General features: G+C 52.3%; 23 protein-coding genes, 1 pseudogene and 1 riboswitch. Of the genes and pseudogenes, 15 read left to right on the top strand and 9 right to left on the bottom strand.

The genetic code is table 11. From position 1 onward, the window contains the following. Nucleotides 1–21: 21 nt before the first annotated feature. From PY990_RS00615 to PY990_RS00595, 5 genes are all read left to right on the top strand, one after another. On the top strand, nucleotides 22–597 hold the full coding sequence (locus PY990_RS00615; protein WP_275269955.1) for an MSMEG_0567/Sll0786 family nitrogen starvation N-acetyltransferase: 576 nt from the start codon (nucleotides 22–24) through the stop codon (nucleotides 595–597). Next, entirely contained in the window at nucleotides 594–1,610 is a 1,017-nt protein-coding gene (locus PY990_RS00610; RefSeq protein WP_275269954.1) for a sll0787 family AIR synthase-like protein, read from the top strand. Before PY990_RS00615 ends, PY990_RS00610 begins: the two co-directional genes overlap by 4 nt. After that, the gene (locus PY990_RS00605; protein ID WP_275269953.1) at nucleotides 1,591–1,875 is read left to right on the top strand and encodes an MSMEG_0570 family nitrogen starvation response protein; all 285 of its coding nucleotides are present in this window, start codon (nucleotides 1,591–1,593) and stop codon (nucleotides 1,873–1,875) included. The genes PY990_RS00610 and PY990_RS00605 overlap by 20 nt, the downstream gene beginning before the upstream one ends. An 11-nt stretch (nucleotides 1,876–1,886) precedes the next feature. Further along, nucleotides 1,887–3,158 carry an MSMEG_0569 family flavin-dependent oxidoreductase gene (locus PY990_RS00600; RefSeq protein WP_275269952.1) on the top strand — a complete coding sequence of 424 codons (1,272 nt, stop codon included), beginning with the start codon at nucleotides 1,887–1,889 and terminating at the stop codon, nucleotides 3,156–3,158. 205 nt (nucleotides 3,159–3,363) lie between these two features. Next, nucleotides 3,364–5,211 carry an alpha/beta hydrolase gene (locus PY990_RS00595; protein ID WP_275269951.1) on the top strand — a complete coding sequence of 616 codons (1,848 nt, stop codon included), beginning with the start codon at nucleotides 3,364–3,366 and terminating at the stop codon, nucleotides 5,209–5,211. Nucleotides 5,212–5,227: 16 nt separating this feature from the next. On the opposite strand, the gene PY990_RS00590 is transcribed toward PY990_RS00595, so the two are convergent. After that, a complete protein-coding gene (locus tag PY990_RS00590; protein ID WP_275269950.1) occupies nucleotides 5,228–5,731 on the bottom strand; it encodes an acyl-CoA thioesterase in 504 nt (167 codons plus the stop codon). Continuing rightward, a complete protein-coding gene (locus PY990_RS00585) occupies nucleotides 5,728–8,580 on the bottom strand; it encodes a transporter substrate-binding domain-containing protein (protein WP_275269949.1) in 2,853 nt (950 codons plus the stop codon). Before PY990_RS00585 ends, PY990_RS00590 begins: the two co-directional genes overlap by 4 nt. A gap of 239 nt (nucleotides 8,581–8,819) precedes the next feature. On the opposite strand from PY990_RS00585, the gene PY990_RS00580 reads away from it, so the two are divergent. Beyond that, a complete protein-coding gene (locus PY990_RS00580; RefSeq protein WP_275269948.1) occupies nucleotides 8,820–9,440 on the top strand; it encodes a carboxymuconolactone decarboxylase family protein in 621 nt (206 codons plus the stop codon). Here PY990_RS00580 and PY990_RS00575 read toward each other — a convergent pair. Further along, nucleotides 9,407–10,012: a TetR/AcrR family transcriptional regulator gene (locus PY990_RS00575; RefSeq protein ID WP_275269947.1), complete on the bottom strand. Its 606-nt coding sequence runs from the start codon at nucleotides 10,010–10,012 to the stop codon at nucleotides 9,407–9,409. The two genes, PY990_RS00580 and PY990_RS00575, sit on opposite strands and share 34 nt — an antisense overlap. Before the next feature lie 114 nt (nucleotides 10,013–10,126). Between PY990_RS00575 and PY990_RS00570 the strand changes: the two genes are divergently transcribed. After that, nucleotides 10,127–11,392 (top strand): lipase family protein, encoded by a 1,266-nt coding sequence (locus tag PY990_RS00570; protein ID WP_275269946.1) that lies wholly within the window; start codon nucleotides 10,127–10,129, stop codon nucleotides 11,390–11,392. Nucleotides 11,393–11,741: 349 nt separating this feature from the next. On the opposite strand, the gene PY990_RS00565 is transcribed toward PY990_RS00570, so the two are convergent. From PY990_RS00565 to PY990_RS00550, 4 genes are all read right to left on the bottom strand, one after another. Further along, the gene (locus PY990_RS00565) at nucleotides 11,742–12,323 is read right to left on the bottom strand and encodes a TMEM165/GDT1 family protein (protein ID WP_275269945.1); all 582 of its coding nucleotides are present in this window, start codon (nucleotides 12,321–12,323) and stop codon (nucleotides 11,742–11,744) included. A gap of 5 nt (nucleotides 12,324–12,328) precedes the next feature. After that, a riboswitch (yybP-ykoY riboswitch) is annotated at nucleotides 12,329–12,513 on the bottom strand. Between the two features lie 47 nt (nucleotides 12,514–12,560). Next, nucleotides 12,561–13,682 (bottom strand): enoyl-CoA hydratase/isomerase family protein, encoded by a 1,122-nt coding sequence (locus tag PY990_RS00560; RefSeq protein WP_275269944.1) that lies wholly within the window; start codon nucleotides 13,680–13,682, stop codon nucleotides 12,561–12,563. 112 nt (nucleotides 13,683–13,794) lie between these two features. After that, nucleotides 13,795–15,987 carry a catalase/peroxidase HPI gene (katG, locus tag PY990_RS00555; protein WP_275269943.1) on the bottom strand — a complete coding sequence of 731 codons (2,193 nt, stop codon included), beginning with the start codon at nucleotides 15,985–15,987 and terminating at the stop codon, nucleotides 13,795–13,797. Between the two features lie 162 nt (nucleotides 15,988–16,149). Next, nucleotides 16,150–17,064 carry a LysR family transcriptional regulator gene (locus PY990_RS00550; protein WP_275269942.1) on the bottom strand — a complete coding sequence of 305 codons (915 nt, stop codon included), beginning with the start codon at nucleotides 17,062–17,064 and terminating at the stop codon, nucleotides 16,150–16,152. Between the two features lie 122 nt (nucleotides 17,065–17,186). On the opposite strand from PY990_RS00550, the gene ycaC reads away from it, so the two are divergent. From ycaC to PY990_RS00510, 8 genes and pseudogenes are all read left to right on the top strand, one after another. Then, the gene (ycaC, locus tag PY990_RS00545; protein WP_275269941.1) at nucleotides 17,187–17,807 is read left to right on the top strand and encodes an isochorismate family cysteine hydrolase YcaC; all 621 of its coding nucleotides are present in this window, start codon (nucleotides 17,187–17,189) and stop codon (nucleotides 17,805–17,807) included. A 23-nt stretch (nucleotides 17,808–17,830) separates the two neighbouring features. Beyond that, nucleotides 17,831–18,718 (top strand): pirin family protein, encoded by an 888-nt coding sequence (locus PY990_RS00540; protein ID WP_275269940.1) that lies wholly within the window; start codon nucleotides 17,831–17,833, stop codon nucleotides 18,716–18,718. A 255-nt stretch (nucleotides 18,719–18,973) separates the two neighbouring features. Continuing rightward, nucleotides 18,974–19,228, top strand: a pseudogene (locus PY990_RS00535) (hypothetical protein); the annotation flags it as partial. 119 nt (nucleotides 19,229–19,347) lie between these two features. Then, entirely contained in the window at nucleotides 19,348–20,520 is a 1,173-nt protein-coding gene (locus PY990_RS00530) for an acyl-CoA dehydrogenase family protein (protein ID WP_275269938.1), read from the top strand. Continuing rightward, complete coding sequence (locus PY990_RS00525; protein ID WP_275269937.1) at nucleotides 20,517–21,284, top strand: SDR family NAD(P)-dependent oxidoreductase; 768 nt, start codon at nucleotides 20,517–20,519, stop codon at nucleotides 21,282–21,284. The genes PY990_RS00530 and PY990_RS00525 overlap by 4 nt, the downstream gene beginning before the upstream one ends. Nucleotides 21,285–21,287: 3 nt before the next feature. Continuing rightward, a complete protein-coding gene (locus PY990_RS00520) occupies nucleotides 21,288–22,301 on the top strand; it encodes a phosphotransferase family protein (protein ID WP_275269936.1) in 1,014 nt (337 codons plus the stop codon). Next, nucleotides 22,301–22,675 (top strand): DUF6285 domain-containing protein, encoded by a 375-nt coding sequence (locus PY990_RS00515; protein ID WP_275269935.1) that lies wholly within the window; start codon nucleotides 22,301–22,303, stop codon nucleotides 22,673–22,675. The genes PY990_RS00520 and PY990_RS00515 overlap by 1 nt, the downstream gene beginning before the upstream one ends. After that, on the top strand, nucleotides 22,672–23,346 hold the full coding sequence (locus PY990_RS00510; RefSeq protein ID WP_275269934.1) for a histidine phosphatase family protein: 675 nt from the start codon (nucleotides 22,672–22,674) through the stop codon (nucleotides 23,344–23,346). Before PY990_RS00515 ends, PY990_RS00510 begins: the two co-directional genes overlap by 4 nt. A 2-nt stretch (nucleotides 23,347–23,348) precedes the next feature. On the opposite strand, the gene PY990_RS00505 is transcribed toward PY990_RS00510, so the two are convergent. Next, entirely contained in the window at nucleotides 23,349–24,065 is a 717-nt protein-coding gene (locus tag PY990_RS00505; protein WP_275269933.1) for a GntR family transcriptional regulator, read from the bottom strand. Nucleotides 24,066–24,109: 44 nt separating this feature from the next. After that, the gene (locus PY990_RS00500) at nucleotides 24,110–25,849 is read right to left on the bottom strand and encodes a thiamine pyrophosphate-binding protein (protein WP_275269932.1); all 1,740 of its coding nucleotides are present in this window, start codon (nucleotides 25,847–25,849) and stop codon (nucleotides 24,110–24,112) included. Nucleotides 25,850–25,855 lie beyond the last annotated feature (6 nt).

Genomic DNA, 25,855 nt, shown 5'->3' with positions numbered 1-25,855 from the left:
GCCTGTGAGTGAGGTGATGCCATGTTTATTACCGAAATGAATGTTGAGGAATTTGCGCACAGTGAGTGCCACATCAAATTGGCTGTAGATGACTGGGCGTTACGCGAGGCGCAGAAATTGCGCAACGATGTTTTTGTGGTTGAGCAAGGCATTTTCCAGACCAGTGACCATGATGTGTTTGACAGCAGCGCTTATACCCTGGTGGCCACCATCGGTTTGCTGGGTATTCCCGATGCTGTGGTGGGCACCGTACGAATTCATGAGCAGGCTCCGGGTGTGTGGGTGGGCTCGCGCCTTGCTGTGGATCAGGCTTATCGATCAGTCAAAGGCCTTGGCAAAGCGCTGATTGCCATCGCGGTGAGTAGTGCACGCGCGCAAGGGTGCACTGCCTTTTATGCGAATGTTCAACTGCCAAATGTGGGTTTGTTTCAGAGGTTGGGTTGGCAGGCTTTGGGTGAGGCAAGTGTGCACGGTGTGCAGCACATGTTCATGCAGGCCAACCTTGACATGTACCCGGTAGAGCACGACCCAGGCCGAGGATTTATTCACCTGCTCAAGCAATCATCAAGCAAAGTACCGATTGAGAGGCGCGTATGAGTTGGCTACAAACACTGGTACACAGCATTCAGGAAAGCAAGGGGCTTGCGCATAAAAAAGACATTGCGATTGCAATGGATGAATTGGCGAGCGCACAACCTTGCGATTCTTCATGCCGGGTGGGAGATGACTGTGCCGTGTTGAAGTCGGCGGATGGTTCTTTTCTTCTGTTTGCCATTGAAGGCTTCATGAACGAGTTTGTTCAGGAGGACCCCTGGTTTGCAGGCTATTGCGGCGTGATGGTGAATGTCAGTGACATCGCCGCAATGGGTGGGCGCGCCACGGCGGTTGTGGATGCAGTGTGGACTGCTGATTCATGGCAGCTGCAAAGAATTCTCCAAGGCATGGCGGCAGCATCGGCCCGATACAGGGTGCCCATTGTTGGCGGGCACACCAACGCCAGAAATAAACAAGCTCAACTGGCTGTGTCAATTATTGGTTCAGCAAACGCCGTGTTGAGCAGTTTTGATGCCAAGCCCGGCGATGTGTTGATGAGTGTGATTGATTTGAGAGGCAGTTACCACGGTGCTGGAAACAACTGGAATGCCAGTACAGACTCGCCAGCGGAACGCTTGCGGGCAGATCTGGACCTGTTGCCACAGGTGGCCGAAGGTGGTTTGGCGGTGGCCTGTAAAGACATCAGTATGGCGGGTGCTTTGGGCACCACATTGATGATGCTGGAATGTTCTGCATGCGGTGCTGAAATTTGGCCAGCTGCATTTCCACGCCCACAGGAAGTCTCTGTAGAACGCTGGATGCAAACCTTCCCCAGTTTTGGTTTTGTGTTCAGTGTGCCACCGACTTGTGTGGAGCGGATGAAGCAACTTTTTGGAAGCAGGGATTTGCGTTGCGAATCCGTGGGGCATGTGATTGAGGGCTCCATGGTTTGGGTAAATCATGAAAGCGAGCGGGAACTGTTGTGGGATTTTTCTGGTACACCACTGTTGGGTTGCAGCCAGTTGAATCACGCAACTGATGTGGTGGGAGAGGCGCATGCCTGTGGTTCGATTTGATGTGATGTGGCCAGATGCTACGGTGATGAAGTGCCAGTCGCCTTCCACGGTGATTCGAAATTTCTTGCATGAGGGGCAGCGTGTGTCCTTGCCCGAGTTTTTGAAAATTTCTGAACTGGGGTTGAGTGCGGCCAGCGAGCGTGTGCGGGAAAAATATGGGTTTGCCTGCTCGGCGGCCATTGATCAGCTGGAAATTATCCTCGCCAAGGCAACTGATTTTCAGGGTTGGGAAGCGGCTGTGGTGCAAGTCATCCGAATGGATTGAGGGAGAAGAATGTGAGTGCTGAACCAGGTAAATTGAAAGATCATTATTCCGTTGTTGTAATCGGCGGTGGCCAGGCTGGGCTCTCGATGAGTTATCACTTGACTCGCAAAGAGATTGATCATGTTGTTCTGGAAAGAAGCCAGATCGGGCACAGCTGGCGCAATCAGCGATGGGACAGCTTTTGTTTGGTAACCCCAAACTGGCAATGCAATTTACCTGGCTTTCCGTATGCTGGGCCTGAACCAAAAGGCTTCATGAAAAAAGCGGACATTGTTGCTTACCTTGAGGCATTTGCTGCGTCGTTTCAGCCACCTGTATTCGAAGGTGTCGCCGTGAAACAGCTGCGCAAGTTAAGCGATGGCTTGTTCGAAATTCAAAGCACGCACGGAACATTGACGGCGAAGCAGGTGGTAGTGGCTGTGGGTGGCTACCACAAGCCAAGAATTCCAAGGGTGTCAGAAAAAGTACCTGCGCATATCCGACAGATTCATTCTTCAGAATATCGGAATCCTGCTCAGTTTTCAGAGGGCAATATTCTGGTGATTGGCTCTGGCCAAAGTGGTTGTCAAATTGCAGAAGACTTTCATTTGGCAGGCCGACACGTGCACTTGTCAGTGGGCAGCGCTCCCCGTGTAGCGCGCCGCTACCGTGGTCGCGATGTTGTGGAATGGCTGGCCGACATGGGGCACTACGACATGCCCGTGGAGTTGCACCCCCAAAAGGAAGCGGTCCGAGGCAAGGCCAATCATTACGTGACAGGTCGCGATGGTGGCCGGGACATTGACCTGAGAGTGCGGGCGAAGGAAGGCATGCAACTTCATGGCCGTTTGATCAATTGTGTGGATGGTGTGATGCATTTTGCAGATGACCTCACGAAGAATTTGGACAACGCGGACCAGAGCAGCGAGAACATCAAGAACATGATTGATGGCTTCATTGCCGAGAATGGAATTTCGGCACCCAACGAGGCCCGATATGTTCCTGTGTGGACGCCTGAGGATGGAGGGTCATGTATTGATTTGATTGCTGAAAAAATCACTGGAATTGTTTGGTCTGTGGGTTTTGAAAGTTCGTTTGACTGGATCGATTTGCCGATCTTCAATGGCAAAGGTTACCCGAATCATTACCGGGGTGTTAGCCGCGAACCGGGTGTCTATTTTCTCGGTTTGCCGTGGTTGCACACCTGGGGCTCGGGGCGTTTCTCGGGTATTGCGCGTGACTCTGAGTTCCTGCTTGAGCAAATTGAACTGCAGCTTTATACCAAGCTTGAGGAGACAGCTTGAGTTCCCTGGAGTGCGTGCACCGTATTGTGTTTCTGGTTTGATTGCGCTCGTGAATTGCACCAAGTTGACGCCTCGCATTGAAGGAGATTACCCCTCTTTGTGGGGGAGATTGTTGTAACAACGCTGACACCTTGCGCGTAACTTTCCAAATGGCATACACCTTGCGTACTCGAAAGCATTGATCTGCTTCCAGCAAGGGCCTGATATGCAAACAATGTTTTTCAATCGCATGCGTTTTCTAACCCTGGGGGTGATTGTCGCATTGATGGTCTCGGCGTGCGGATCAGACGACGCTGCCAATTCAGCACGGACTGGGCCTCAGGAACAAAACGGGGACGATTCACCGCCGATTACGGTTCCTCAAGCAAGAAGCCCACTGGTGCTTCAAAGCGCCAGCGTCTTTCAAAACAATCCCAGCGCCAATTTGCAGGAGGTGGATTACCGCTTCGGCAGAATTACTGTGACCGATCCCAAGCGCAACGCGAGCTACGAAAGCGATGTACACGGCTACATCACGATCGATTCAAATGCCACAGGCATCATGCCCGTGGTGGTGTTGATGCACGGGAGGCATCAAACTTGTGAAACAGACATTGGACAACTTCCTGTTCTGATTGCTGACGACGACACATGCCCCAATGTCAATGGTGTTTTGGGCCCGGCCGACAGTTACAGGGGCTATCAGTATTTGGTAGAACATTTGGCCAGCCATGGCTATGCAGTCATTTCAATTGATGCGAACGACATCAATGACAACGACGGTTCACCCGCCAGTGGCGACGCAGGTGCAAATGCGCGAGCACAATTGATCCAGGCGCATCTGGACGCATTTCGGGATATTACTGAGACCGGTGCGCCAGCCACACCTCAAACTGCGGGTTCTAACCTGGGTTTTCTGAAAGGTAAGTTGGACATGAACCGCATTGGTACGATGGGACACTCACGCGGGGGTGACGGGGTGGCCAAGTATGTGACCTACAATCGCGAGCAAGCACGTCCGCACAAAGTAATTGCAACCTTTGGGCTTGCCCCCACAGATTACAACCTGGACGTAGTCGACAGTTCAGCGTACGCTACCTTGCTTCCCTACTGCGACGGTGATGTTGAAGACGTACAAGGCGCGTTTGTGTACGACGACTCGCGTTATTTCAAAGCGGACGATCAAGCTGCCAAGTTTCAGATTTTGACCATGGGTAGCAACCACAATTATTTCAATACCGTATGGACCAGCGACGATTGGACCATCACGAACCCTGGTGGAGATGACCCGTTTTGCGGCACCAATGCAGCGTCGAATCAACGCGATACGCCTGAAGAGCAGCGTGCCTTGGGGCAGTTCTTCATGGCCAGCTTTTTCCGGTATTTTGTGGGTGGGGAACAGGCATTTGCACACTATTGGAATGGAAGGGCCACTGTGCTGAACGAGGCTTGCCCGGATGGCGTTGGTCCTTGCGAGTTTCGCCACCATTTAAGTTTAACGCCCAAAGCAAGCGACCGTGTGTTGATCAATACATTCGGTACGCAGAGTGCGCTTACCGTCAATAGTCTGGGTGGTGTGGTCAGTCAGCAGGGTTTGACTACATTCGAAATTTGCGACCCGGATATTGAAGGGGTGGGGTGTCCATCGGCCACCACATTCTCGATTACACCCCAACTGGCCGTGGCATGGAATTCTCCAGCCAGAATACGGAATGTTTTTCCTGCGCAAGATGCGAGTCAGTTTGATTTAATCAGTCTGCGTGTGGCCGTGAGTACATTGAATTCCGATCAGAGTCAGGATCAAAATTTCACTTTGGTGTTGGAGGACAGTGACGGAAAAACTTTCAACTTGAAAGCAAGTGATTACACCAGTTCGCTTTACAACCCACCCGGTAATCCAGAGGGTGGAGGTTCAAGAAAAACCCTGCTGAATGCAGTGGATTTTCCTTTGAGCGTGGTGAGTGGAATTAACTTGCGAAGTTTGAGGGCAGTGGAAATTCGATTTGATCAAACTCCGGGCGGCGCCATGCAAATCGCGGATTTAATGCTTCAACGCACGGCGGCGACTCGTTAAGGTTTCTGCGGAAAACTTAAAGCGTTCCGGCGCTCACTGGTTTGTAACATTCCAGAAACCGGCTCGGTTGCTTTTTGGGTCGACCCGTTTTCATGTCGATACAAACCCATTGAGTGTGCCCTTGCATCACGGTGACGTGGTCGCTTTCGCGCACAAACTGGTACTGGCGAATCATATCGGCTTTGCCTTCGTTGTGGCTGATCCAGGTGGCAATCCAAAGGGTATCTCCGGCGAAGGTGGGGCGCTTATATTCCATATGGTGTTGGCGTGCCACGCAGCCATAGCCAAGCTCTACAAAGTCTTGAAATGTCAGGCCGAGTTGAGCTGAGTGCAAAGCTGCGATGGCTTGCATCCATGCCAGGTAAATGGTGTTGTTGGTGTGCTCGAATTCGTCGAGATGTTTAGGCTGCACCGTTAACTTGCCCACAAATTGCGGGGTGCTATTCCAAACGCTAAGCTCAGTGTCGGTGATTAGGATAGATTCGATGTCTCTGTCTTTGAATATGTTCGAGTTGCTCATTCCTGAATCGTCGAGTGACTGGTCTGTCCTTTTCTCACCTGGTCCACCAACTGGCGAATAACCCGGATCATTTGATCTGGATTCAATGGTTTGGTTAGGTAGTCGTTCATGCCCGCTTGCAACGACTTTTCGCGTTCGCTTAGCATGGCACCACCAGTGAGGCCTACTACTGGCAGGGTATCAAACTTTCCGGTTGCGCGCAGCTTGGCAACAGCTGTATTACCGTCCATGATGGGCATTTGAATATCCATCAGTACCACATCTACATGATTAGCCCGGTCTTGCAGCCAATCCAGTGCCTCTTGTCCGTTGGACGCGGTGAACACTGTGGCGCCGTGGTGTTGTAATAATTTGTATGCGATCTTCAGGTTCAGCAAATAGTCATCAACGACCAGTACTTTGATCCCTTCAAGCGACTCTGATTTAATTTGTCGGCTTTGAGCATACAAGTTCAAGTCCTCTTCGCTTGGTTTGCGGAACTGCACTTCAACAGTGAATCGTGTTCCTACACCGAGCTCACTTTCAACAGAGACAAGTCCGTCCATTTTTTCTGCCAGTTGCTTGACGATTGTCAATCCAAGGCCCGTTCCGCCAAATTGCCTTGTGGTGCTGCTGTCAGCCTGTGTGAAAGGTGAGAATAGTTTGGGAAGTACATCGGCAGCAATTCCGATGCCCGTGTCTTGCACGACAAGTTTTAATCGAATCGAGTTGGAGGCAGTGGGTTCAATGGCAAGTGCGTGCACAGTGATCGATCCCTTCTCAGTGAACTTGATTGCATTACCGATCAAGTTAATCAGGATTTGACGAACGCGGGTAATGTCGCCCATGACAATGTCTGGGCACTCAGCGGGCAGCGCTGCAATACTGAGTTTCAGCTTTTTGGCTGTGATCGAGGCTTGCATGATTTGCTCAACTTCTTTGAATAGATACTTTAACTGGATGGGTTTATTTTCCATTTCCAGTTCACCCGCTTCAATTTTCGCAAGATCCAGAACATTGTTCACAATGCCCAGCAGGCTGTTGCCTGCCATGTGAATATTCTGGATTAGTTCTTTTCGTTCGTCGGGCGGAGGGTCTTTCTCAAGCAGGTAGGCTAGCCCAATTACCGAATTCAAGGGTGTACGAATTTCATGACTCATATTGGCCAAGAATTCACCTTTCGCTCGATTGGCTTGGTCCGCTGTTTCTTTTGCTTGTCGAAGTTCATTTTCAATTTGTAGCCGTCGATTGATCTCGCGACTCAGCGAGCGGTTCCACATTAAAAACAACAGAAGAATCGCAGTGGCAGCTGCACCTGTTTTCCACAGCAATCCATAGTCCACATGCGATTTGAACTCGACCGATCCCCATTTCTGGCTGATTTGATTTCTTTGCGTCGGAGTAATGCTGGCCAAGCCTTTGTTGATGATGTTGCTTAACTCGGTCCAGTCTTTACGAACAGCGATAGCAATTTCCAGATCATCATACGGGGCTGGCGCAACCACCATCAAGTTGTCGATGTGTTGCTCACGCATCAAGTAGTTGGCCACGATCAAATTACCAATATATGCATCGGCGCGACCCGTTGACACGGCTTGCAGTGCATCCAGTACTTTGTCGACCCAAAGAATGTTGATGTTGGGGTGTTCAGATCTGATGCGGTCTGCAAGGGCCCCACCTCTGACCAAGGTTAGTGTTTTTCCTTGCATCGATTGCATGCTATTGATGTCAACATTTTCTCGACGTGTAATCACGACGAGGGGAATGGCAGCAACTGTACTGCTCACGTTTGTGGCTTGAGCAAGCTTTGAGTTTTTGTTGATGTTCAGAATCAGATCATACCTGGACCTTTCTTCGATGATGTCCAGAAGTGCTTGATCGCGATTAAGCGAGTCAGTGATGTATTCCACTTCGAGGCCAGTATTTTCAGCAATCAGGTTCAAGTAGTCCACCGTGATCCCGGCGGGCTCAGGCGTAGTCATACTGAACGGCGGAAAGTCTGTTAATTTGACTCTAATTTTCGGAGCATTTAACAGCCAGTTTTTTTCTTGTACGTCCAAGTTGATATTCAAAACCTTTTGGCTCGCCTGAGGATCGACAGAAAACCATCGTGCCTCCAGGGCGCGAAGCTCATCAGGTGCAATCAGGCTCAGTCCCTTATTGAGTAGTGCCATCAACTCTGGCCAATCCTTGCGAATGGCAATCACCACCTCGGCTTTGCTCTCTGGAATCACAGCAGCAATTTTGAATGTTGAGTCGTGATTTTGTTGGCGTTTGAAGTCGATGCCGGTGGTACCGATAATTGCATCGACCTCGCGTTTACCCAAGGCAGTGATTGAGCTTTCAACATTGTCAAATGGCACACCAGTGATGCCGGGATATTTTTTGATCAACATCTCCGACACGATCTCACCGCGAAGGTAGGCCAGTTTTTTACCCTTAAGGTCGTGTAGCGTATTCATGGCTGGGGACTGATCACTGCGCGCATACAGGTAAGAGTAGGTATAAAACAGTTCATCGCTTAAAGCGAAGTTTTTGCGCCATTGATCCAGTTTGCGTACTAGAGCCAGTCCTGCGCATTTCCGTTGGTTGGCATTGTCTACAGCTTCAGGCCAAGGGCTGATTTCAAACTTAAACTCAATACCCAGTTTCTCGCCCAGCAGTGCATAAAGCTCCGGAATATAGCCTGCAGGTTTGCCTTTCTTGTCCAGGAACAGGTTGGGAGGAAAATCATTCGAATAGCAGAGTTTCACGGTGGCGTGTTTGGCACGCCATTGCTCTTCTTCTGGTGAAAAAGGCGAGTCGGGCTGGCCTGCCCATACAGAGGAACACAGCAGCAAGAGCAATAATCTGAATGTATGTAGAAACATGTCTGGCCGAACCCGAAGCCGTGCGATTAGGTTGTGTTACTTATGCTGGCTTCGTAATTTAACTGTTCAAATAGAATAGGTGGGATGGCGTGGATGTGGTTGGTTGATAAGAGGGTGGATTCGCCTTTATTCAAGCGTTTAAATCGACTTTCCGAATCGCTTTCCTACAGTGCTGGTTGTTTGCATTGAGTCAATTTATGATGCATCAGGATCAATAATAAAATCAAGGAGACAAGCCAATGATTGAACAACACCGCAGTGCAATTGGCAATTTGACCCCCGAAGGTGGCTGGCACCAAGCTGAGCGTGTCCGTGTTAGCCCCTTGAAGCCAGCGGAAATGAGCCTGTTTGCACGCACAACTATTCACATTATTAATGCGGTGGGCAAGCTGGACGCGTCCAACCTCTTCATGATGCTGTTGCGCAATTTCAGGTTGTTCAAAGCGTGGCTGGGGTTTGCCGCACGCATGATGCCCTATGGTGAAATTGACCGCCGCGACACCGAGCTTGTCATTTTACGCGTGGGCTGGAATTGCAGATGCCGATACGAGTGGGGCCAGCATGTGGACATTGGTTTGCGCACGGCACTTTCGGAAGCGGACATTGTGCAGGTTACCCTGGGTGCCGATGCACCCAATTTTGAACCCCGCATCAAAGCCCTGATGAAAGCCTGTGACGAGTTCCATCACGAGCGCATGGTGTCGGCCAGCACCTGGGCAGAACTTGAGAAGCACTACAGTACCCGTAAGTTGCTGGAGGTGCTGATGCTGATTGGTCACTATGAAATGCTGGCCGGGGTATTGAACTCAACCGGTTTGCCGCTTGATCACAAGCTGGACAAGCTGCTGGAAAAGGTCTGAGTCAACTGCTTCACCAACTTCCCTGAATTTAACTCAGGCCGTTCACGCCACAATTTGGCCACCTGTTCGGCTCCGCCAGAAATGGTATGGGCCAACACAATCAATTCGTCGTTCACTGGTTTGCCTAGCTCTTTCGCCAGCAGTGCAGCAATCACTTGCACGGTGTTGAAGCGCAGACTCAAAATTTCTTGTGCAGCGGGCCCGCTTACAGCGTTGCCGCCGCCGTACAGCAATGCCCAGGCGGATGGGTAGTCCTCCAGAAACGAGAAATATGCTTCAAAGCCTCGGTGTAATTTTGTTTTTACACCCGCCTTGCCAGAAAACGCTTCCAGTATTCGGGCTTCCAGTGCGCCACGCGCTCTTTTCAGGCAAGCGGTGTAAATGCCGTCTTTGGACTGGAACAGGTTGTAGATCATTGGGCGTGTAACGCCCGCTGCTTCCGCGATGGCATCAATCGAGGTGGCCTGATAGCCCAGGCGGGAAAACTCCACCTCGGCCACATCCAGCAGTTGCTTTGCCCGCACTTCACGCGGCACACGCCCGTGTTGATGGCCTTCGATTGCTGTGGGCATTTCTTTCTCCAAGGTTGAATCCGGCAATGGACCACCTCAGTATAAGATGAACAAATGGACTTACAGTTATGTAAGTGTAAATAAAGTTTAAATAGCGAATCGGGAGACTAAGCCATGACTACTTTTTACAGATCAAGCCTGTTGATGTGCTTAATGATTGGTTTGTCAGCCTGTGGAGGGGAAGGTGCACCTAACACGCGCGTATCGGCCGCGCAGTTTAGCAAGGCCGATGTGGCTTTCGCGCCCGATGTGGAACCCGATGCCTTTTACCACGCCAGTGAGGAAGAATTGCAGCGTGCGCCGGGCAGCATTTTGGACTCAAGGCCGGTGCCATTCACCTTGAACGGGCAAGAATTGCCCAACGAAGCCTGGCAAATCAAGTTTGCAAGCAGAAATTCAGCTGGCGAACCCATTGTGGGCATGGCCACGGTGGTGAAACCAACTATCGCCAGTGCATCGCCAAAACTGGTCGCTTTTCAAATTGCCTACAACGGTTTGGGGGCGCGTTGTACACCGTCTCAAACCCTGTCGGGCAACAGCGATGCCGACAACGGGGTGATCAACTACGGCAGCTATGGTGTTGGTTTGAATGCATTGGGCTGGACCATGGTGTTTCCGGATTTCGAAGGGCCTCACCACACCTATGGTGCGGGTAAGTTGTCTGGGCAGGTTACGTTGGACGCAATTCGCGCTGCGCAGGCTTTTGAGCCACTCGGGCTTCAAGGCAATGCGCCCACCATGATGTGGGGTTATTCCGGTGGCGCCATTGCCACGTCATGGGCCTCAGCACTTCATCCAGTGTATGCCAATGAATTAAACCTGATTGGTGCGGTGTCCGGCGGCACGCCTGCAGACTTGCTGGGTGTGGCGCGTGGTGCTGAAGATCAATTCTTCTTTGGCCTTGTGTTCAGCGCTTTGGTGGGGATTAACCGGGAGTTTCCCCAGCTGTTTGAAGGCAAGCTGAATGCGGAAGGCTTGCGTGTGGCCAAGGCCATCAAGGACGGCTGCGGGGGCGTGCCGGCCGATGGCAGCGAAGGGGCCAGTGGAAACATCAGCAAGTATGTGAATGTGGATGATTTTTACAACCAGCCGCACATGTTGGAACTGGAAAAGTCAATTTCCTTGCCGCAAGCGGCAGGCAACCCGCGCATTCCAGTGTTTTTCTATCATGAAATTCTGGACGAGGTTATTCCAGTGGAAGGCGTGGACAAAGTAGTGGATGCCTGGTGCGCCAAAGGCACACCGGTTACTTACCTCAGGTCGCTGACCGGTGAACACCTAACTGGTTCGCGCTTTACACCCGAGGCTCTGGATTTCATCGAGAGCCGCTTTGCAGGCCGGGACTTTTTACTGGCGCCTACGGCGACACGGTGTAATTGAATCTCGTATCAGGGCTTAGGCACCGGATTATTTCTGCACGGTTGTGAATCCACCGTGCCACATTCGGTCAATTACTTTCACTGGCAGTTTCGGTAACGTAGCCACTCTGTTGGGGGTCAATTTGCAGGGCGTTGCGATAGGCGATGGCCCAGTCGGCATTCAACCCTGCACCCCAAGCGGCTTTCAGAAAAGCCGCACAGAGCCGACCAAAAAGTAGGGGGACATGTAGATAAAACGATCTCGCCAGATCGACAGTGATGAAATGTGCGCATGGCTCATCGTTGTGCCTTGGTTGGGTCAATATATGCTTGTTACATGTTTTTTTGTGAATGGATTGATTCACTCAAAATTAAAGCCCAAATCCTGCCCCAACGTCAAAGAGGGTGGCCGCACCCAGTGCTGCAAACATGGCAGCCGCTATTCGGTGCACCAGCTTCATTGGAATTTTTTCAGCCAGCTTGTCGCCAGCAAACACCGCAGGCACGTCGGCAATCAGCATGCCCAATGTAGTACCCGCAACTACCATAAGCACATCGTTGTAGTGTGCTGACATGGCCACGGTGGCGATTTGGGTTTTGTCGCCCATTTCCGCCAAAAAGAAGGTGATGAAGGTGGCACCGAACACACCCAGCTTGGTAGCCAGCTGAGTTTCTTCATCTTCGATTTTGTCAGGAATGAGTGTCCACACTGCCATGGCGATGAAGGACGCGCCAAGCACCCAACGCAGAACAGATGAATCCACATTGGCGGTGATCCAGCTACCCACCACGCCAGCCAGGCCGTGATTGATCAGTGTGGCCAAGGTAATGCCAATGATGATTGGAATTGGTTTTTTGAAACGTGTGGCCAACAGAAATGCAAGAAGCTGGGTTTTGTCCCCAATTTCAGCGAGTGCAATTACACCGGTGGATACGAGAAGTGCCGAAGACATGACATAAGTTCCTGGGCCTGGAAAAACCGAATGACCACGCAGCTTCTCCAGGCCAATCTGGAAGCCGTGTAGTCAAAGGTCTTGCCAAGTTCAAAAACCGCTTACGCCATAGCCTGTATAAGATATTAGGCCAAGTGTGTTGACGTAAGCCTTTCCAAGCGGAAAGAGGCTACTCCCCAATGAGTGTCGCAATGATAGGACTTGGTATTTAAAAAATCAAGTCAATCGAGATTGACCTCAAAGGGAAATTGACAAATCGTTCAAGGGGTGCAGCCCGAAAAATCTTGGTTTTAACAGGTCGTGAATTGTTGCTGCACTCACCTCACTTAACTTGCTTGGGTTCCATTTTGGTGATTTGTCTTTGTCCACCAGCAATGCACGTACACCTTCCGGAAAGTCTGGATGTACGCAGCAGCCCACGGAAGCCTGATACTCCAGCCGCAATACATCAGCCAAGTCTGCGCCCGCATGGCGTTTCATCAATTCATAAGATAATACAGCCGAAGTAGGGGAGCCGTTTGCATATGCGTGTGCTGCTTTGGCCAGCCAGGCCACCTCGCTATGTTGCAATGCGCGCAAGGACACGTCGATTTCAGCCAGATTGTCATGGTTCATTACGGCATCAATTTCTTTTGCGTGTGTATGTAACAAAGGCGTGGGTGCGTTCACTTCAAACTGTCTTAGCACGGTAGACAATTTTTCCCTGTCCGATTTCAGCTCACCCTGCCAGCTGGTGTTTTCAATGGCATGCAGTACATTTGAAAACTGCGCATGTTCTATCACCGCATCGGCCCATTTGCCCAGCAACGCATCAGCCGCATTGATGATTGCGCCGGTCAGGGCCAGAAACAAACCCGTGCGCTCGGGCATGCAATGCAAGAACCAGGTGCCTGCCACATCCGGGTACAAACCAATGTGAATTTCCGGCATGGCAATGCGTGCATTGGGGCTGACCACGCGATGCGATGCGCCTACCATCAAACCGACGCCACCACCCATCACAATGCCATGTGCCCAACACAAAATGGGTTTGGGGTAGGTGTGTATGCGGTAGTCCAAGCGATATTCACGTTCGAAAAACGCCTCGGCTTCAGGCGGTACTACGCCTGCCCCTACACGCTTGCTGGCGTGGTGCAAACTCACCACATCACCGCCTGCACAAAAGGCCTTGTCACCGGCTGCACTGAGTACCACACCTGCGATGGAATCGTCTTCAGCCCACGCTTTCAACTGCGGATCGAGCAGGTCGATCATTGGCAATGTGAGCGCATTCAAGGCTGCGGGGTTGTTAAGAACGGCGTGGCCAAAACTGTGGCCACTGGCGGTGATGAAAGTACTGAATATGACAGGTGCTGACATGATGTGATTGGAATGTAAGGTGTAAACCGACTGCAAACAATACACCGATTCCAAGTACAAATAAAAAAAGCCCGGCGCTTTCACACCGGGCCTTTTCAGCTACCAAGTCAAATTAATGGTGCAAATCAAAACGATCGGCATTCATCACTTTGTTCCAGGCGGCCACGAAGTCGTTCACAAACTTCTTCTCGGCATCTGAACCTGCATACACTTCGCACAGTGCACGCAGTTGCGAGTTGGAACCGAAGCACATGTCGGCCAGGGTACCTGTCCACTTCACTTCGCCTGTCTTGCGGTCACGCCCTTCCAGTACACCGTCGGCGCTGGTTGACTTGCTCCACTTGGTGCTCATGTCGAGCAGGTTGGTGAAGAAGTCAGTGGTTAATGCCTCGGGGCGCTTGGTGAACACGCCATGTTTGGCACCACCCACGTTGGCGTTCATGGCACGCAAGCCACCCACCAACACAGTCATTTCAGGAGCGGTCAAGCCCAGCAAGCTGGCCTTGTCGATCAAACGCTCTGCTGCTGTACCTTCCAGACCTTTGCGGGCGTAGTTACGGAAGCCATCTGCTGTTGGCTCTAGCACTGCGAAAGACTCCACATCGGTTTGATCCTGAGTGGCATCTGTACGGCCCAGGGCAACTGGCACCTTGATGTCATGACCGGCTTTCTTGGCCGCGGCTTCTACACCGGCAGCACCTGCAATCACAATCAGGTCGGCAATCGAAATTTTCTTGCCGTTGCCTGCGTCGTTAAACTGCTTCTGAATGCCTTCCAGTTGCTCCAGCACCTTGCTCAATTCGGCAGGGTTGTTGGCTTCCCAGTTTTTCTGGGGGGCCAAACGAATGCGTGCACCGTTGGCGCCACCGCGCTTGTCGCTGTTGCGGAATGTGGAAGCAGAAGCCCACGCTGTGCGAACCAGTTGAGGAATGCTCAAGCCGCTGGCCAGTACTTTGGCTTTTAGCGCAGCAACATCAGCCTCATCGGCATGCTTGTAATCTGCTGCAGGCACTGGGTCTTGCCAGATCAAATCCTCTTTTGGCACCAATGGGCCAATGTAACGGCTCTTTGGGCCCATGTCGCGGTGGGTCAGCTTGAACCAGGCACGTGCATACGCATCAGCGAACTCGTCTGGGTTGGCCAAGAAGTGACGAGAAATCTTCTCGTAATCCGGGTCCATGCGCAGCGCCAGGTCGGCAGTGGTCATCATGGGTGCGTGGCTCTTGTTGGGGTCGTGTGCGTCCACCACTGTGCCTGCACCTGCGCCGCCTTTTGGCTTCCACTGGTGTGCGCCAGCCGGGCTCTTTGTAAGCTCCCAGTCGTACTTGAACAATGTTTCCAGGTAACCCATGTCCCACTTGGTGGGGTTGGGTTTCCATGCGCCTTCGATACCGCTGGTGGTGGTGTCGCCTGCATTGCCCTTGCCATGTTTGTTGATCCAACCCAAACCCTGCTCTTCAATGGGAGCGCCTTCAGGTTCTGGGCCGACCAGTGCCGGGTTACCAGCACCGTGCGCCTTACCGAAGGTGTGACCACCTGCTACCAAAGCCACGGTCTCGTAGTCGTTCATCGCCATGCGACCAAAGGTGGTGCGAATGTCGTGTGCTGAAAGCTTGGGATCGGGATTGCCATTGGGGCCTTCAGGGTTGACATAGATCAAACCCATTTGTACGGCGGCCAAGGGGTTTTCCAGTTCGCGCTTACCGGTGTAACGCTTGTCGCCCAGCATTTCAGTTTCTGGGCCCCAGTACACTTCCTCTGGCTCATACACATCTTTACGGCCGAATGCGAAACCAAAGGTCTTGAAACCCATGGTATCCATACAGTAGGTACCCGCCAGTGTAATCAGGTCAGCCCATGACAATTGCTTGCCGTACTTCTGCTTGATGGGCCACAATAGGCGGCGCGCCTTGTCCAGGTTGCCGTTGTCGGGCCAGCTGTTCAATGGCGCAAAGCGCTGCATGCCGGTGCCAGCACCGCCACGGCCATCGGCGATACGGTAGGTACCAGCGGCGTGCCATGTCATACGAACAAAGAATGGGCCGTAATGGCCGTAGTCGGCGGGCCACCAGTCTTGAGAATTGGTGTAGAGCGCTTCGAGATCTTTCAGAAGGGCGGGTACATCGAGCTTCTTGACTTCTTCCACGTAGTCGAAGTCTTCGCCCATGGGGTCAGTCAATGGGGAATTCTGGTTCAACAATTTAATGTTCAGTGCGTTGGGCCACCAGCTTGCGTTAGTGGGTGTGCCGGCAATCGCTGTTTTGGGACCATCGCCCGTGAATGGGCACTTTGCATCATTTGACATACATCTCTCCTTTGTTGCCGTTAATTATTAACTGCTGAATTCAGTGTAGGGTGCTAAATCCTATCAATCAAGTTGTTTTTATAAATTTACCCTATAGGCAGGGGCAATTGATATTTTTGACCTTCAGCATGTCTTCAATATTAATACCGGAAAAAAAGTTGGTCACTCCTCATCGAAGGAGTCATACTTCTGGCAGAGAAAGTCGATCAGTGCACGCACTGCGGGCAGCATGCCGCGCCTCGATGGAAACACCACGTGAATGATTTCGCGACGCGGAGACCACTCTGGAAGCAATTTGACCAATCGCCCGTCGGCGACTTGTTCGGGCACCATCAGATTGGGCAATTGAACCACCCCAACCCCCGCCATCGCACTGGCCCGCAGGGCTGTCATGTCGGTCGTTACCAGTCGGGGAGAAAAAGGCACGATCACTCGCTCCCCACTGTGATGGGTCAGACACCACTCAAAGTTGTTTTGTACATTCCCCTGTGTTTGCCCCAATCCCAGGCTTGGCCAGTTTCTTAAATCGTTGGGGTGTTTTGGCATGCCTATTTGCTGAATCAACCGGGGTGCTGCCACCAGACACAGGCCTCGATCCGACAGCACCTTGAGCACCAAGTCGCTGCTTTCCAGCGGCAGTGGTCGCACACGTATGGCAAGGTCAACTCCCTCGGCCACCACATCCACCCGCCTGTTGCTCGCTTCCATGTGCACTGTCACTTGCGGATGTTTCACCAGAAATTCTGCCAGCATCTCGCCAATGTGAGCATGCAGCAATGCGATGGGACAAGTCATGCGGATCAGGCCACGCGGCTCGGAGTGATTTTGTTCAATCAATTCTTGTGCACTTTCGGCCTCAATCAACATGGCCTTGCAGTGCTGATAGTAGGTTTTTCCGATTTCTGTGATGTGCAACTTGCGGGTGGAGCGATACAGCAACTGTGTTCCCAGCCGTTTTTCGAGCTCGGCGATGCGGCGACTTATTTTTGATTTCGGAACCCCCAGGGCACGTGCCGCAGCTGAGAAACCCTGATGTTCAACTACTTTGGCGAAGTAATACAGGTCGTTCAGGTCCATGGATGCGTGCCTTATTGTTCTATAAGCAGAACGATTTGTTGAAAATTTGCCTGCTTATCAGTAATTAAGTGTTTGATTAGCATATTGCCATTAATCACTGTCAATATGAAAAGGAAGACAACATGAGCAAGCCATACATTCGTCTCGACAAAAACAATGCCGCGGTGCTGTTGGTTGATCACCAGGCCGGTTTGTTGTCGCTGGTGCGTGACATCGACCCCGATCGTTTCAAGAACAATGTGTTGGCCCTGGCCGATTTGGCGAAGTATTTCAAATTGCCCACCATTTTGACCACCAGTTTTGAAACTGGCCCGAACGGCCCTTTGGTGCCCGAGTTGAAAGATATTTTCCCCGATGCACCTTATATTGCCCGTCCTGGCCAAATCAATGCCTGGGACAATGACGAGTTTTTGGCCGCAGTCAAAGCCACCGGCAAAAAGCAATTGATTATTGCGGGTGTGGTAACCGAGGTGTGCGTTGCATTCCCAGCCTTGTCGGCCCTTGAAGAAGGATATGAGGTGTTTGTGGTGACCGATGCATCGGGTACATTCAACGAACTGACACGCCACTCTGCCTGGGAAAGAATGAGCAATGCAGGCGCGCAGTTGATGACCTGGTTCGGCGTGGCTTGTGAACTGCACCGCGACTGGCGCAATGACATTGAAGGATTGGGTGCCTTGTTCTCTAATCACATTCCAGACTATCGCAACCTGATTACCAGCTACACAGCACTGACGAAGTAAGCGCAAACCGTTATGATTTTGACATGAACAAAATCAAGCGAATTGAACTTCGAAGCGCCGACCTGGGCGAAGGCATGTTGGTGAAACGTGCTTTGCCCAGTCGCCACCAGCGCATGGTGGGGGCATGGTGTTTTCTGGACCATGCAGGGCCAGTGGAATTTGCCCCAGGCAAAGGCATGCACGTGGGCGCACACCCGCACACCGCATTACAAACTTTCACCTGGTTGATCGATGGTGAAGTGCTGCACAAAGACAGCCTGGGCAATGAGCTGATTATTCGACCCGGGCAGGTGAACCTGATGACCGCAGGGCGTGGCATTGTGCACACCGAAGATTCGGTGGTGAATGGTGACCGATTGCATGCTGCACAATTGTGGATTGCCTTGCCGCCCGAACTTGCTGATTGCGAGCCCGATTTTGCCCATTATCCGGAATTGCCTGTTTGGCATTCCGAGGGTGTTCAATACACCTTGCTGGCTGGTAGCTACGGCGGCGATACTGCGCCCACCGCGGTGCATTCGCCCATGCTTGGCATGGACTTGTTCAGCCTGCACGGCGGCCAGGCCACGCTGCATTTGAACCCGGAATTTGAGTACGGATTTTTGCCACTGACCGGGCAGGTGAGTGTGCAAGGCGAGACTTACACACCGGATGAGTTTGCCTACTTGGAACCAGGTTCAGAGAACCTTGAGATGACCCTGAGCACCGATACGCGCGTCTTGTTGCTGGGCGGTGTGCCGCTTGAAACACCCGTGCAAATGTGGTGGAATTTCGTGGGCCACAGCAAAGAGGCCATCGCCAAGGCCCAACTGGCTTGGGAGCGGGGCGAGCCCCGGTTTGGGGATGTGCGCGACCCCACCGATTCTTCGGGTGTTGCCAGGCGTTTATCTGCGCCCTCGTTACCCTGGTAACTTCCTGTTCTTGATTGCTAAGGGAATACCCCTGATTGGCAAGTCTTCATAAAATATAATCTCCGTTACATTTAATTCTATCCTATTGAATATAAACAAAATTTATACTTATATTCTGAGTTCAGAGTTCGATATATTGAAAAAATATCTTGAACTCCGAATTCAGAATATATATATTTAATTCACAATAAAAATGTAGCTTCTCGCGCAAAGCGAGTACCGCATGAATGAAACAGGAGACGAGGCACCGCGCCAGGCGATTACTACCATTTGAACAATCGCTTTGGTTACCGTGTGTCTGATTTGCTGGAGCCCTATGTTGGTGTTGATTACCAGATTACAGATGGTGTGGCTGGCGCACCTGACAGCAATGAAACTGCGCTGGCTGCCGGCATGATGTTCCACCTGTACGACCACGCATCAGTAGCCTTGCATTATCAGAAGGGTATTGATGGCGAATCGGTTACACAATCTGATAGTCTGAATCTGCGATTCGTTTACGTATTTTAATTGATTCACCCCTGTTGGAAAGATACCGGCTTTCTTCCTGGTCAGCCCACTGCACACAACCTCCAATTCGGATTGAATCAGGATGAGGTGTCTTTCCTTTTTTAACTTGAGGAGTACGCATGGACTTTTCCATTTCCCCAAAATTGCAGGCGCTTCGGGAGGAGGTTCGCCGATTCATTGCCGAGCAAGTGATTCCTCTGGAAAATGATCCGCGCCAAACTGCGCATGGCCCCTCGGAAAGCTTGCGCGAGGAATTGGTGGGCCTGGCCCGTAAAGCAGGTTTGCTGACCCCACATGCATCCAAAGAACTGGGTGGGCTGGGTTTAAGCCACATTGAAAAGGCGGTGGTGTTTGAAGAGGCGGGATATTCAACCCTAGGCCCCACAGCGATGAATATACATGCACCCGATGAAGGCAACATTCACTTGATGGAAGTGGTGGCCACGCACGAGCAAAAGGAACGTTGGCTCAAGCCTTTGGTGCAGGGAAAAATACGGTCATGCTTTGCAATGACCGAGCCTGCACCAGGTGCGGGTGCGGATCCTTCAATGCTAAAGACCACGGCAGTGAAAGACGGAGACCACTACGTCATTCATGGTGACAAATGGTTTATCACTGGGGCAGAAGGCGCGTCTTTTGCGATCATCATGGCGAAAATGGAAGACGGTTCAGCCACCATGTTTCTAAGCAACATGGATGCCCCCGGTATTGAGTATGTTCGCACCATGGATGCAATGGATGCCTGCTTCACAGGCGGTCACGGTGTGTTGAAGTTCAACAACCTGCGTGTGCCAGCCAGCGATGTGTTGGGTGAAATCGGAAAAGGCTTTCGTTACGCACAGATTCGTTTGGCCCCAGCCCGTTTGACCCACTGCATGCGTTGGTTGGGACAAGCCCGGCGAGCACATGAGATTGCGCTGGACTATGCGCGCCACAGACAGGCTTTTGGAGTGACCTTGGGTGCACACGAGGGTATCAGTTTCATGCTGGCTGACAATGAAATTGATCTGCAAACTGCTCGTTTGCACATTTGGCACACAGCATGGTTGCTGGACCAGGGCGAGCGTTGTAACTTTGAATCGAGCCGTGCAAAGGTGGCTTGTTCCGAGGCAGAGTGGCGTGTTGTAGACCGCAGTGTCCAAATTCTGGGCGGCCAGGGCGTAACTGGCGAAACCATTGTGAGCCGAATTTTCACCGATATGCGTGCGTTCAGGATTTACGATGGCCCCAGTGAGGTGCACCGATTCAGTATGGGTAAAAAGATTGTGGCTGGCCGCGAAGGATCCAAATGAAGAATTTGTTCAGCCTCAATAATAAAGTGGTGATGGTCACTGGGGCTTCCAGTGGCCTGGGGAAACATTTTGCTGTGACACTGGCCAATGCGGGTGCACATGTCGTGCTTACTGCCCGTAAGGCAGAAAGCCTCGCCGATCTTGTTTCTGAAATCAAGGCGCGGGGGCAGCGAGCCACGGCAGTTGCCTTGGATGTCAGCAAATCCGCATCGGTGAAACAGGCGATCGCCACTACTGTTGAACAGGTTGGTGTACCTGATGTGTTGGTAAACAATGCGGGGCAGTCGATTGCCAAGCCCATATTGGAGCAAACTGAAGAAGATTGGGATCAGATCATGGACACCAATTTGAAAGGTTGCTGGATGATGGCCACGGAACTGGCCCGCGCAATGGTTTCAGCCAACAAGCCAGGTTCCATCGTGAATGTGGCCTCCATACTGGGTGAACGGGTTGGCGGCGCAGTGGGGCCTTATGCCATTTCCAAGGCAGGTGTGGTGCAAGCCACCAAAGCGATGGCACTGGAACTGGCCCGTTACAAAATTCGTGTGAATGCTTTGTTGCCAGGTTATGTGGCGACCAATTTAAACCGAGAATTTCTGGCCAGTGAGCTGGGTGAAAAATTGCGTAACCGAATTCCGTCAAGGGAGTTTTGTTCGCTTGAAGACCTTGATGGACCCTTGCTGCTGCTGACCAGTGATGCTGGTGCTGGCATGACAGGGGCCTGCGTCGCGGTGGATCGTGGCCATTTGGTCAGCGGGTTGTAAATTATGGATAACAGCCAGAAGCGAGCTATTGAAAAATACGTTGCCAAGGTGTGTGGTGCTGAGACCGTTTGTATCGAGCAAATGAAGTTGTTGTCTGGTGGCGCTGTGCAGGAAAACTGGTTTCTGGATTTGCTTATCGAAGGTGGTGAGTACAGTGGCAAATTAGAGGCGGTGTTGCGCTGTGATTCACCCACTGCGGGTGTGGCAATCAGCCACGGGCGCGCCCAAGAGTTTGCTTTGCTCTCGACCGTATATGCTGCGGGTGTCACGGTGCCGCAACCGCTTTGGTTGTGTGAAGACTCGTCTGTTTTTGGTCGACCGTTTTTCATCATGCGTCGAATTCGCGGTACGGCGGCCGGCCATGTTTTGGTGAAGGCTGGTGGAGTCAAAAACCGCGCGGAACTTGCTGCGAGGTTGGGCCGGGAACTCGCCAAAATTCATTCCGTGCGCCCACCTCAAGAGGCGTTGAACTTTATGCCGACGCACTCGGGGTCTCCAGCGCTTTATAGCGTGCAGGCTTATCGCACATTTCTGGATCGCCACCACACACCTTACCCCGCGCTGGAATGGGGGCTTCGCTGGCTGGAGCGAAATGCACCTGGCAAAGGCTTGATAACCTTGGTTCACGGCGATTTTCGAACTGGTAACTACATGGTGGATGATTCCGGTTTAACCGGAGTTCTGGATTGGGAATTTGCTGGCTGGGGTGCACCGCTGGAGGACTTGGGTTGGTTTTGCGCCAAATGCTGGCGGTTCGGCCAAAATGACATGGAAGCCGGCGGCATTGGTGAGCGCGAGGATTTCTATGCGGGCTATGAGTCTGAATCAAAACGCACCATTGACCGCGATCAAATTCATTATTGGGAAGTCATGGCGCACATGAAATGGGCCATCATTGCAATTCAACAGGCTGAGCGACATTGTTCGGGCGAAGAAGATTCTTTGTTGCTTGCATTGACTGGGCACATTGTGCCCGAACTGGAGTGGGAGATATTGAACATGACGGAGCACAGCTAATGCTTGAACAACCCAGCGGTGTTGCCCTGTTGCAATGCGCACGCGATGTTCTGAAGAATAATGTGTTGCCCCTGCTCAGTGGGGATGCGAAGCGCGATGTGTTGATGGTGATGAACGCCATGTTTATAGCGCAGCGCCAGACTGAGCTGGGTTCGACACCTGAAGAGGCGGAGAAGAAGTCTTTGTCGACGTTGCTGGATGTGTTGGTGGTTGATTTAAAACAAGCCAATCGCGTGTTAGGTGCTCGAATTCGCGCAGGAAAAGTTGACCCTGGTACTGAGGAATACTTCACTGTGCTCGCTCATTTGCGCCAAACAGGGCGAACCCGTTTACAAGTCAGCAACCCCAAGGTGTTGAAGGCTGAATCTGCATGAGCACCTTGTTGTTGATGCGCCATGGTCAAGCGTCATTTGGTGCTGCAAAATACGACGCGCTGACTCGTCAAGGCGAAGCCCAGGCCCGTGCTACCGGAATGTGGATGCGCCAGCACGGCGTAAAGCCTTCCTCGTTGCTGCATGGCCCACGCAAACGGCAAAGCCATTCTGCGTTGTTGGTCCTGGATGGGGGAAAAATTGAATGTCCCGCTCGAGAGGTAAATGCGCTGGATGAGTTTGCAGAGGGAGAAGAAATATTTGCAGCAGCTGAACGGTTTTTCGGTCGACCGATGCGTGAATCCGAGACCAGGACCCGACGCGATGTGATGCAGGATTACGACGGGGCCTGTAAGGCATGGTCACTGGGCGAATTGCAAATCGAGGGCCGGCATTCAATTGACGAATTTCGACAGAATGTTCGCCAATGGTTTGAAGAACTGATTCATTCACCAACTGGTGCTGGTCAGCAGATTGTTGCAGTCACTTCGGCCGGAGTTATTGCTGCACTGGTTTGTGAAGTCATGGAACTGCCCAATTACAAATGGCACGATCTGTTGAGGGTTATACGAAATGCTTCTCTGACGGACGTGTTGTTTTCAAAGGGGCGCAGCAGTTTGCTGGCATTCAACGGAGTAGGGCACCTTCCAGATGCCCTGACTACGTCCATGTAAGTTCAAGCGCGCATTAATTTGCGTTTGCCCTTGACGGCATCTTCCTGTGCTGCTGAATTGGCCATGTTTTCCAGCAATCTTTCGATCATGAAGTCAGCGGCTTGGGTAATGTGTTCCCTGCCCATTCGTTCAGCCGTTTCACCGTCGCCTTCAACGATCGCTTCCAGCATGGCTTCGTGCTGGCTCCACACATTGCGTGGCTGTTCTTCACTTTTCAACACTTCTCCCATCACGCGTTGGGTATTCAGCCAATGCGATTCCATGGCCGGCGGGATCAATGGATTTTCAGCCAGGTGATAGATGTAATGATGGAAAGCCATGTCTGCGGCAATCATTTCCCTGAAGGAGTGATTGCTGACTGCTTTCAAACCGGCTTTAATCAATGTTAGCCCTTTCACTTTTGCATTCTTGCCACTCAGTTCGGCTGCCCTGCGGCAAGCCAAACCTTCAATGACGGCCCGCATGTCATACATATTTCGCACATAGTCGGGATCAAGGGGGGCAACCAGCAGGCCGCGGCCTGGCGCGTCGATCAACACGCCTTGACTTCTCAGCAGGGCCAGTGCCTGCTGAATGGGCTGACGTGATACACCCAGTTCTTTGGCCAGTTGTTCCTGAATGATTCGGGCTCCGGGCTGCAAGTTTCCACCCGAGATTTCACCCAGCAATACCTTGTAAACCTGTTCCACCAGCTTTGGCGTTGTTTCAATTGCCTTCATACAATGCATTCTCCCAAAACAACGATTGTTTTTTCTCAATTAAATCACACTTTCTTTGAATTCGGTGTGCAACGTAAATCGCGTTCTGCATTGTCCCACGCAGCAAGCGCCTGATAATCGGGCACCCAGGCAAGGCCGGATTTTGCATCGGATGACACGGCTTCAGGCGTGACCAAAACATCCAGAAGGGCAGGGCGGTTGGCCATGGCACGTTCAATGGCCGCATCCAGGTCTTCAGCGCGTTCTACGCGTTCAGCGTACAAACCAAAGGCCTTGGCCATGGCGGCATGGTCGGCAAATTGCAGGCGTGTGCCGCACACACGGCCATGAGTCTCTTGCTGATCACGCACTTCGATGGCCCAGGCCCCGTTGTTGGCAACAACGATCAAAACCGGTGCTTTGTGGCGCGCTGCGGTGTCCATTTCCATGGCGTTGAAACCGAACGATCCGTCACCTGTTGCGACGAGTACGGTGTGGTCTGTTTTGACAAGGCTGGCCGCCACGCCGAAGGGTGTGCCCACCCCGATGCAACCCAGTGAGCCCGGATCAAGATAAGTGGTAGCGGGAAGCCCAACACGCGCGAAACTCAAAAAGTCGCCGCCGTCTGCTACCACCACTGATTTCTCGGGCAAGGCTTTGCGCAGGGCATACAGCAGGCGGTTGGGGTGCATCAACCCATCTTGTCCAGCAGGGGCGTTGCGCATGCTGTCCAGCAACTTCGCCGAGCGCTCTTTGTGTTGTTGGTGCAATCCGCTGATCCAGCTTTGATCCGTGGATGCGACACGGTCCCCAGCACACGCCAGGATGGCCTCAATGGCCAGGGCGGGAGTGGAGAATACCTCCACTGCGCCTCGCCGGTTGTCGCGTAGTTCGCTTGGACAGTCCGCGATTCGGATAAATTCGGCATCACCAAAAACTGCAGGAGATCCATAGGCCAATTGAAAATCGAGTTTTCGGCCCACGGTCAGCACCACATCAGCCTGCCCCATGACGGCACCACGCATGGCGGCTACAACGCTGGGGTGGTCTTCTGAAACAAGACCCCGGCTTTCGCCGGTGTCCAGATATGCCGCATTCAAGCGGCTTAAAAGTTTGCTCAGCGCCGGGCCCGCACCTTGTGCCCCGCGACCGGTAATCACCAATGGGCGTTTTGCAGCCCAGAGTTTCACCATGGCCTGTTCGATGACATGCTGAGGGGCGTAAAAGTCCTGTCTCTTTTTCGGAGCAAGATGTTCCGGCAAGACCGTCGATTGCGGTACCTCACTGCGTAGCGTATTCACCGGAAAATCAAGATACACCGGCCCAGGTTCCCCATGGTGCCCCAGCGCACGCGACACCGCTTCATCGAGCTCCTGTAGCACCAGGTCGGGTTCACGCACTGTTTTCGCATAGCGGGTAATGGATCGAACAAGATCGGTGTGCACCATGTCCTGCAAGGCGCCACGGTTTTCCTGATAGGTGGGGGGGGTGCCGGAAAGTACCAGCACCGAGGCACGCGCCACATTGGCATTCGCAATGCCTGTCATCGCGTTGGTAACGCCAGGGCCTGCAGTGACCATGGCCACACCCAGTCCACCAGTCAACTGCGCCTCGGCATGGGCCATGTAGACGGCGGCGCGTTCGTCACGCACGTCAATGATTTGAATGCCTTCAGTGTCCAGCCGCATCCAGATGGGCATGATGTGCCCGCCGCATAGGGCGTACACCCTTTTAACACCCCGGGCTTTCAAGAAGCGGGCAATTAAGGCGGCTGAACTGTGATCTGAAATTTGCATTGTGCCCATGGGCTT

This window comes from Limnobacter olei (assembly GCF_029087225.1).
Taxonomy (GTDB): Bacteria; Pseudomonadota; Gammaproteobacteria; order Burkholderiales; family Burkholderiaceae_B; genus Limnobacter; species Limnobacter olei.
The sequence above is the reverse complement of the archived record's forward strand: the minus strand, read 5'-3'. Positions and strand labels throughout refer to the sequence as shown.

Coding starts and splice junctions, on each gene's coding strand:
- PY990_RS00550 (WP_275269942.1), bottom strand. CDS start 17,064: ATGGACCTGAACGACCTGTATTACTTCGCCAAAGTAGTTGAACATCAG.
- PY990_RS00515 (WP_275269935.1), top strand. CDS start 22,301: ATGCTTGAACAACCCAGCGGTGTTGCCCTGTTGCAATGCGCACGCGAT.
- ycaC (WP_275269941.1), top strand. CDS start 17,187: ATGAGCAAGCCATACATTCGTCTCGACAAAAACAATGCCGCGGTGCTG.
- PY990_RS00590 (WP_275269950.1), bottom strand. CDS start 5,731: ATGAGCAACTCGAACATATTCAAAGACAGAGACATCGAATCTATCCTA.
- PY990_RS00575 (WP_275269947.1), bottom strand. CDS start 10,012: ATGCCCACAGCAATCGAAGGCCATCAACACGGGCGTGTGCCGCGTGAA.
- PY990_RS00585 (WP_275269949.1), bottom strand. CDS start 8,580: ATGTTTCTACATACATTCAGATTATTGCTCTTGCTGCTGTGTTCCTCT.
- PY990_RS00610 (WP_275269954.1), top strand. CDS start 594: ATGAGTTGGCTACAAACACTGGTACACAGCATTCAGGAAAGCAAGGGG.
- PY990_RS00560 (WP_275269944.1), bottom strand. CDS start 13,682: ATGTCAGCACCTGTCATATTCAGTACTTTCATCACCGCCAGTGGCCAC.
- PY990_RS00505 (WP_275269933.1), bottom strand. CDS start 24,065: ATGAAGGCAATTGAAACAACGCCAAAGCTGGTGGAACAGGTTTACAAG.
- PY990_RS00500 (WP_275269932.1), bottom strand. CDS start 25,849: ATGGGCACAATGCAAATTTCAGATCACAGTTCAGCCGCCTTAATTGCC.
- PY990_RS00595 (WP_275269951.1), top strand. CDS start 3,364: ATGCAAACAATGTTTTTCAATCGCATGCGTTTTCTAACCCTGGGGGTG.
- PY990_RS00510 (WP_275269934.1), top strand. CDS start 22,672: ATGAGCACCTTGTTGTTGATGCGCCATGGTCAAGCGTCATTTGGTGCT.
- PY990_RS00530 (WP_275269938.1), top strand. CDS start 19,348: ATGGACTTTTCCATTTCCCCAAAATTGCAGGCGCTTCGGGAGGAGGTT.
- PY990_RS00615 (WP_275269955.1), top strand. CDS start 22: ATGTTTATTACCGAAATGAATGTTGAGGAATTTGCGCACAGTGAGTGC.
- PY990_RS00525 (WP_275269937.1), top strand. CDS start 20,517: ATGAAGAATTTGTTCAGCCTCAATAATAAAGTGGTGATGGTCACTGGG.
- katG (WP_275269943.1), bottom strand. CDS start 15,987: ATGTCAAATGATGCAAAGTGCCCATTCACGGGCGATGGTCCCAAAACA.
- PY990_RS00605 (WP_275269953.1), top strand. CDS start 1,591: ATGCCTGTGGTTCGATTTGATGTGATGTGGCCAGATGCTACGGTGATG.
- PY990_RS00570 (WP_275269946.1), top strand. CDS start 10,127: ATGACTACTTTTTACAGATCAAGCCTGTTGATGTGCTTAATGATTGGT.
- PY990_RS00540 (WP_275269940.1), top strand. CDS start 17,831: ATGAACAAAATCAAGCGAATTGAACTTCGAAGCGCCGACCTGGGCGAA.
- PY990_RS00580 (WP_275269948.1), top strand. CDS start 8,820: ATGATTGAACAACACCGCAGTGCAATTGGCAATTTGACCCCCGAAGGT.
- PY990_RS00565 (WP_275269945.1), bottom strand. CDS start 12,323: ATGTCTTCGGCACTTCTCGTATCCACCGGTGTAATTGCACTCGCTGAA.
- PY990_RS00520 (WP_275269936.1), top strand. CDS start 21,288: ATGGATAACAGCCAGAAGCGAGCTATTGAAAAATACGTTGCCAAGGTG.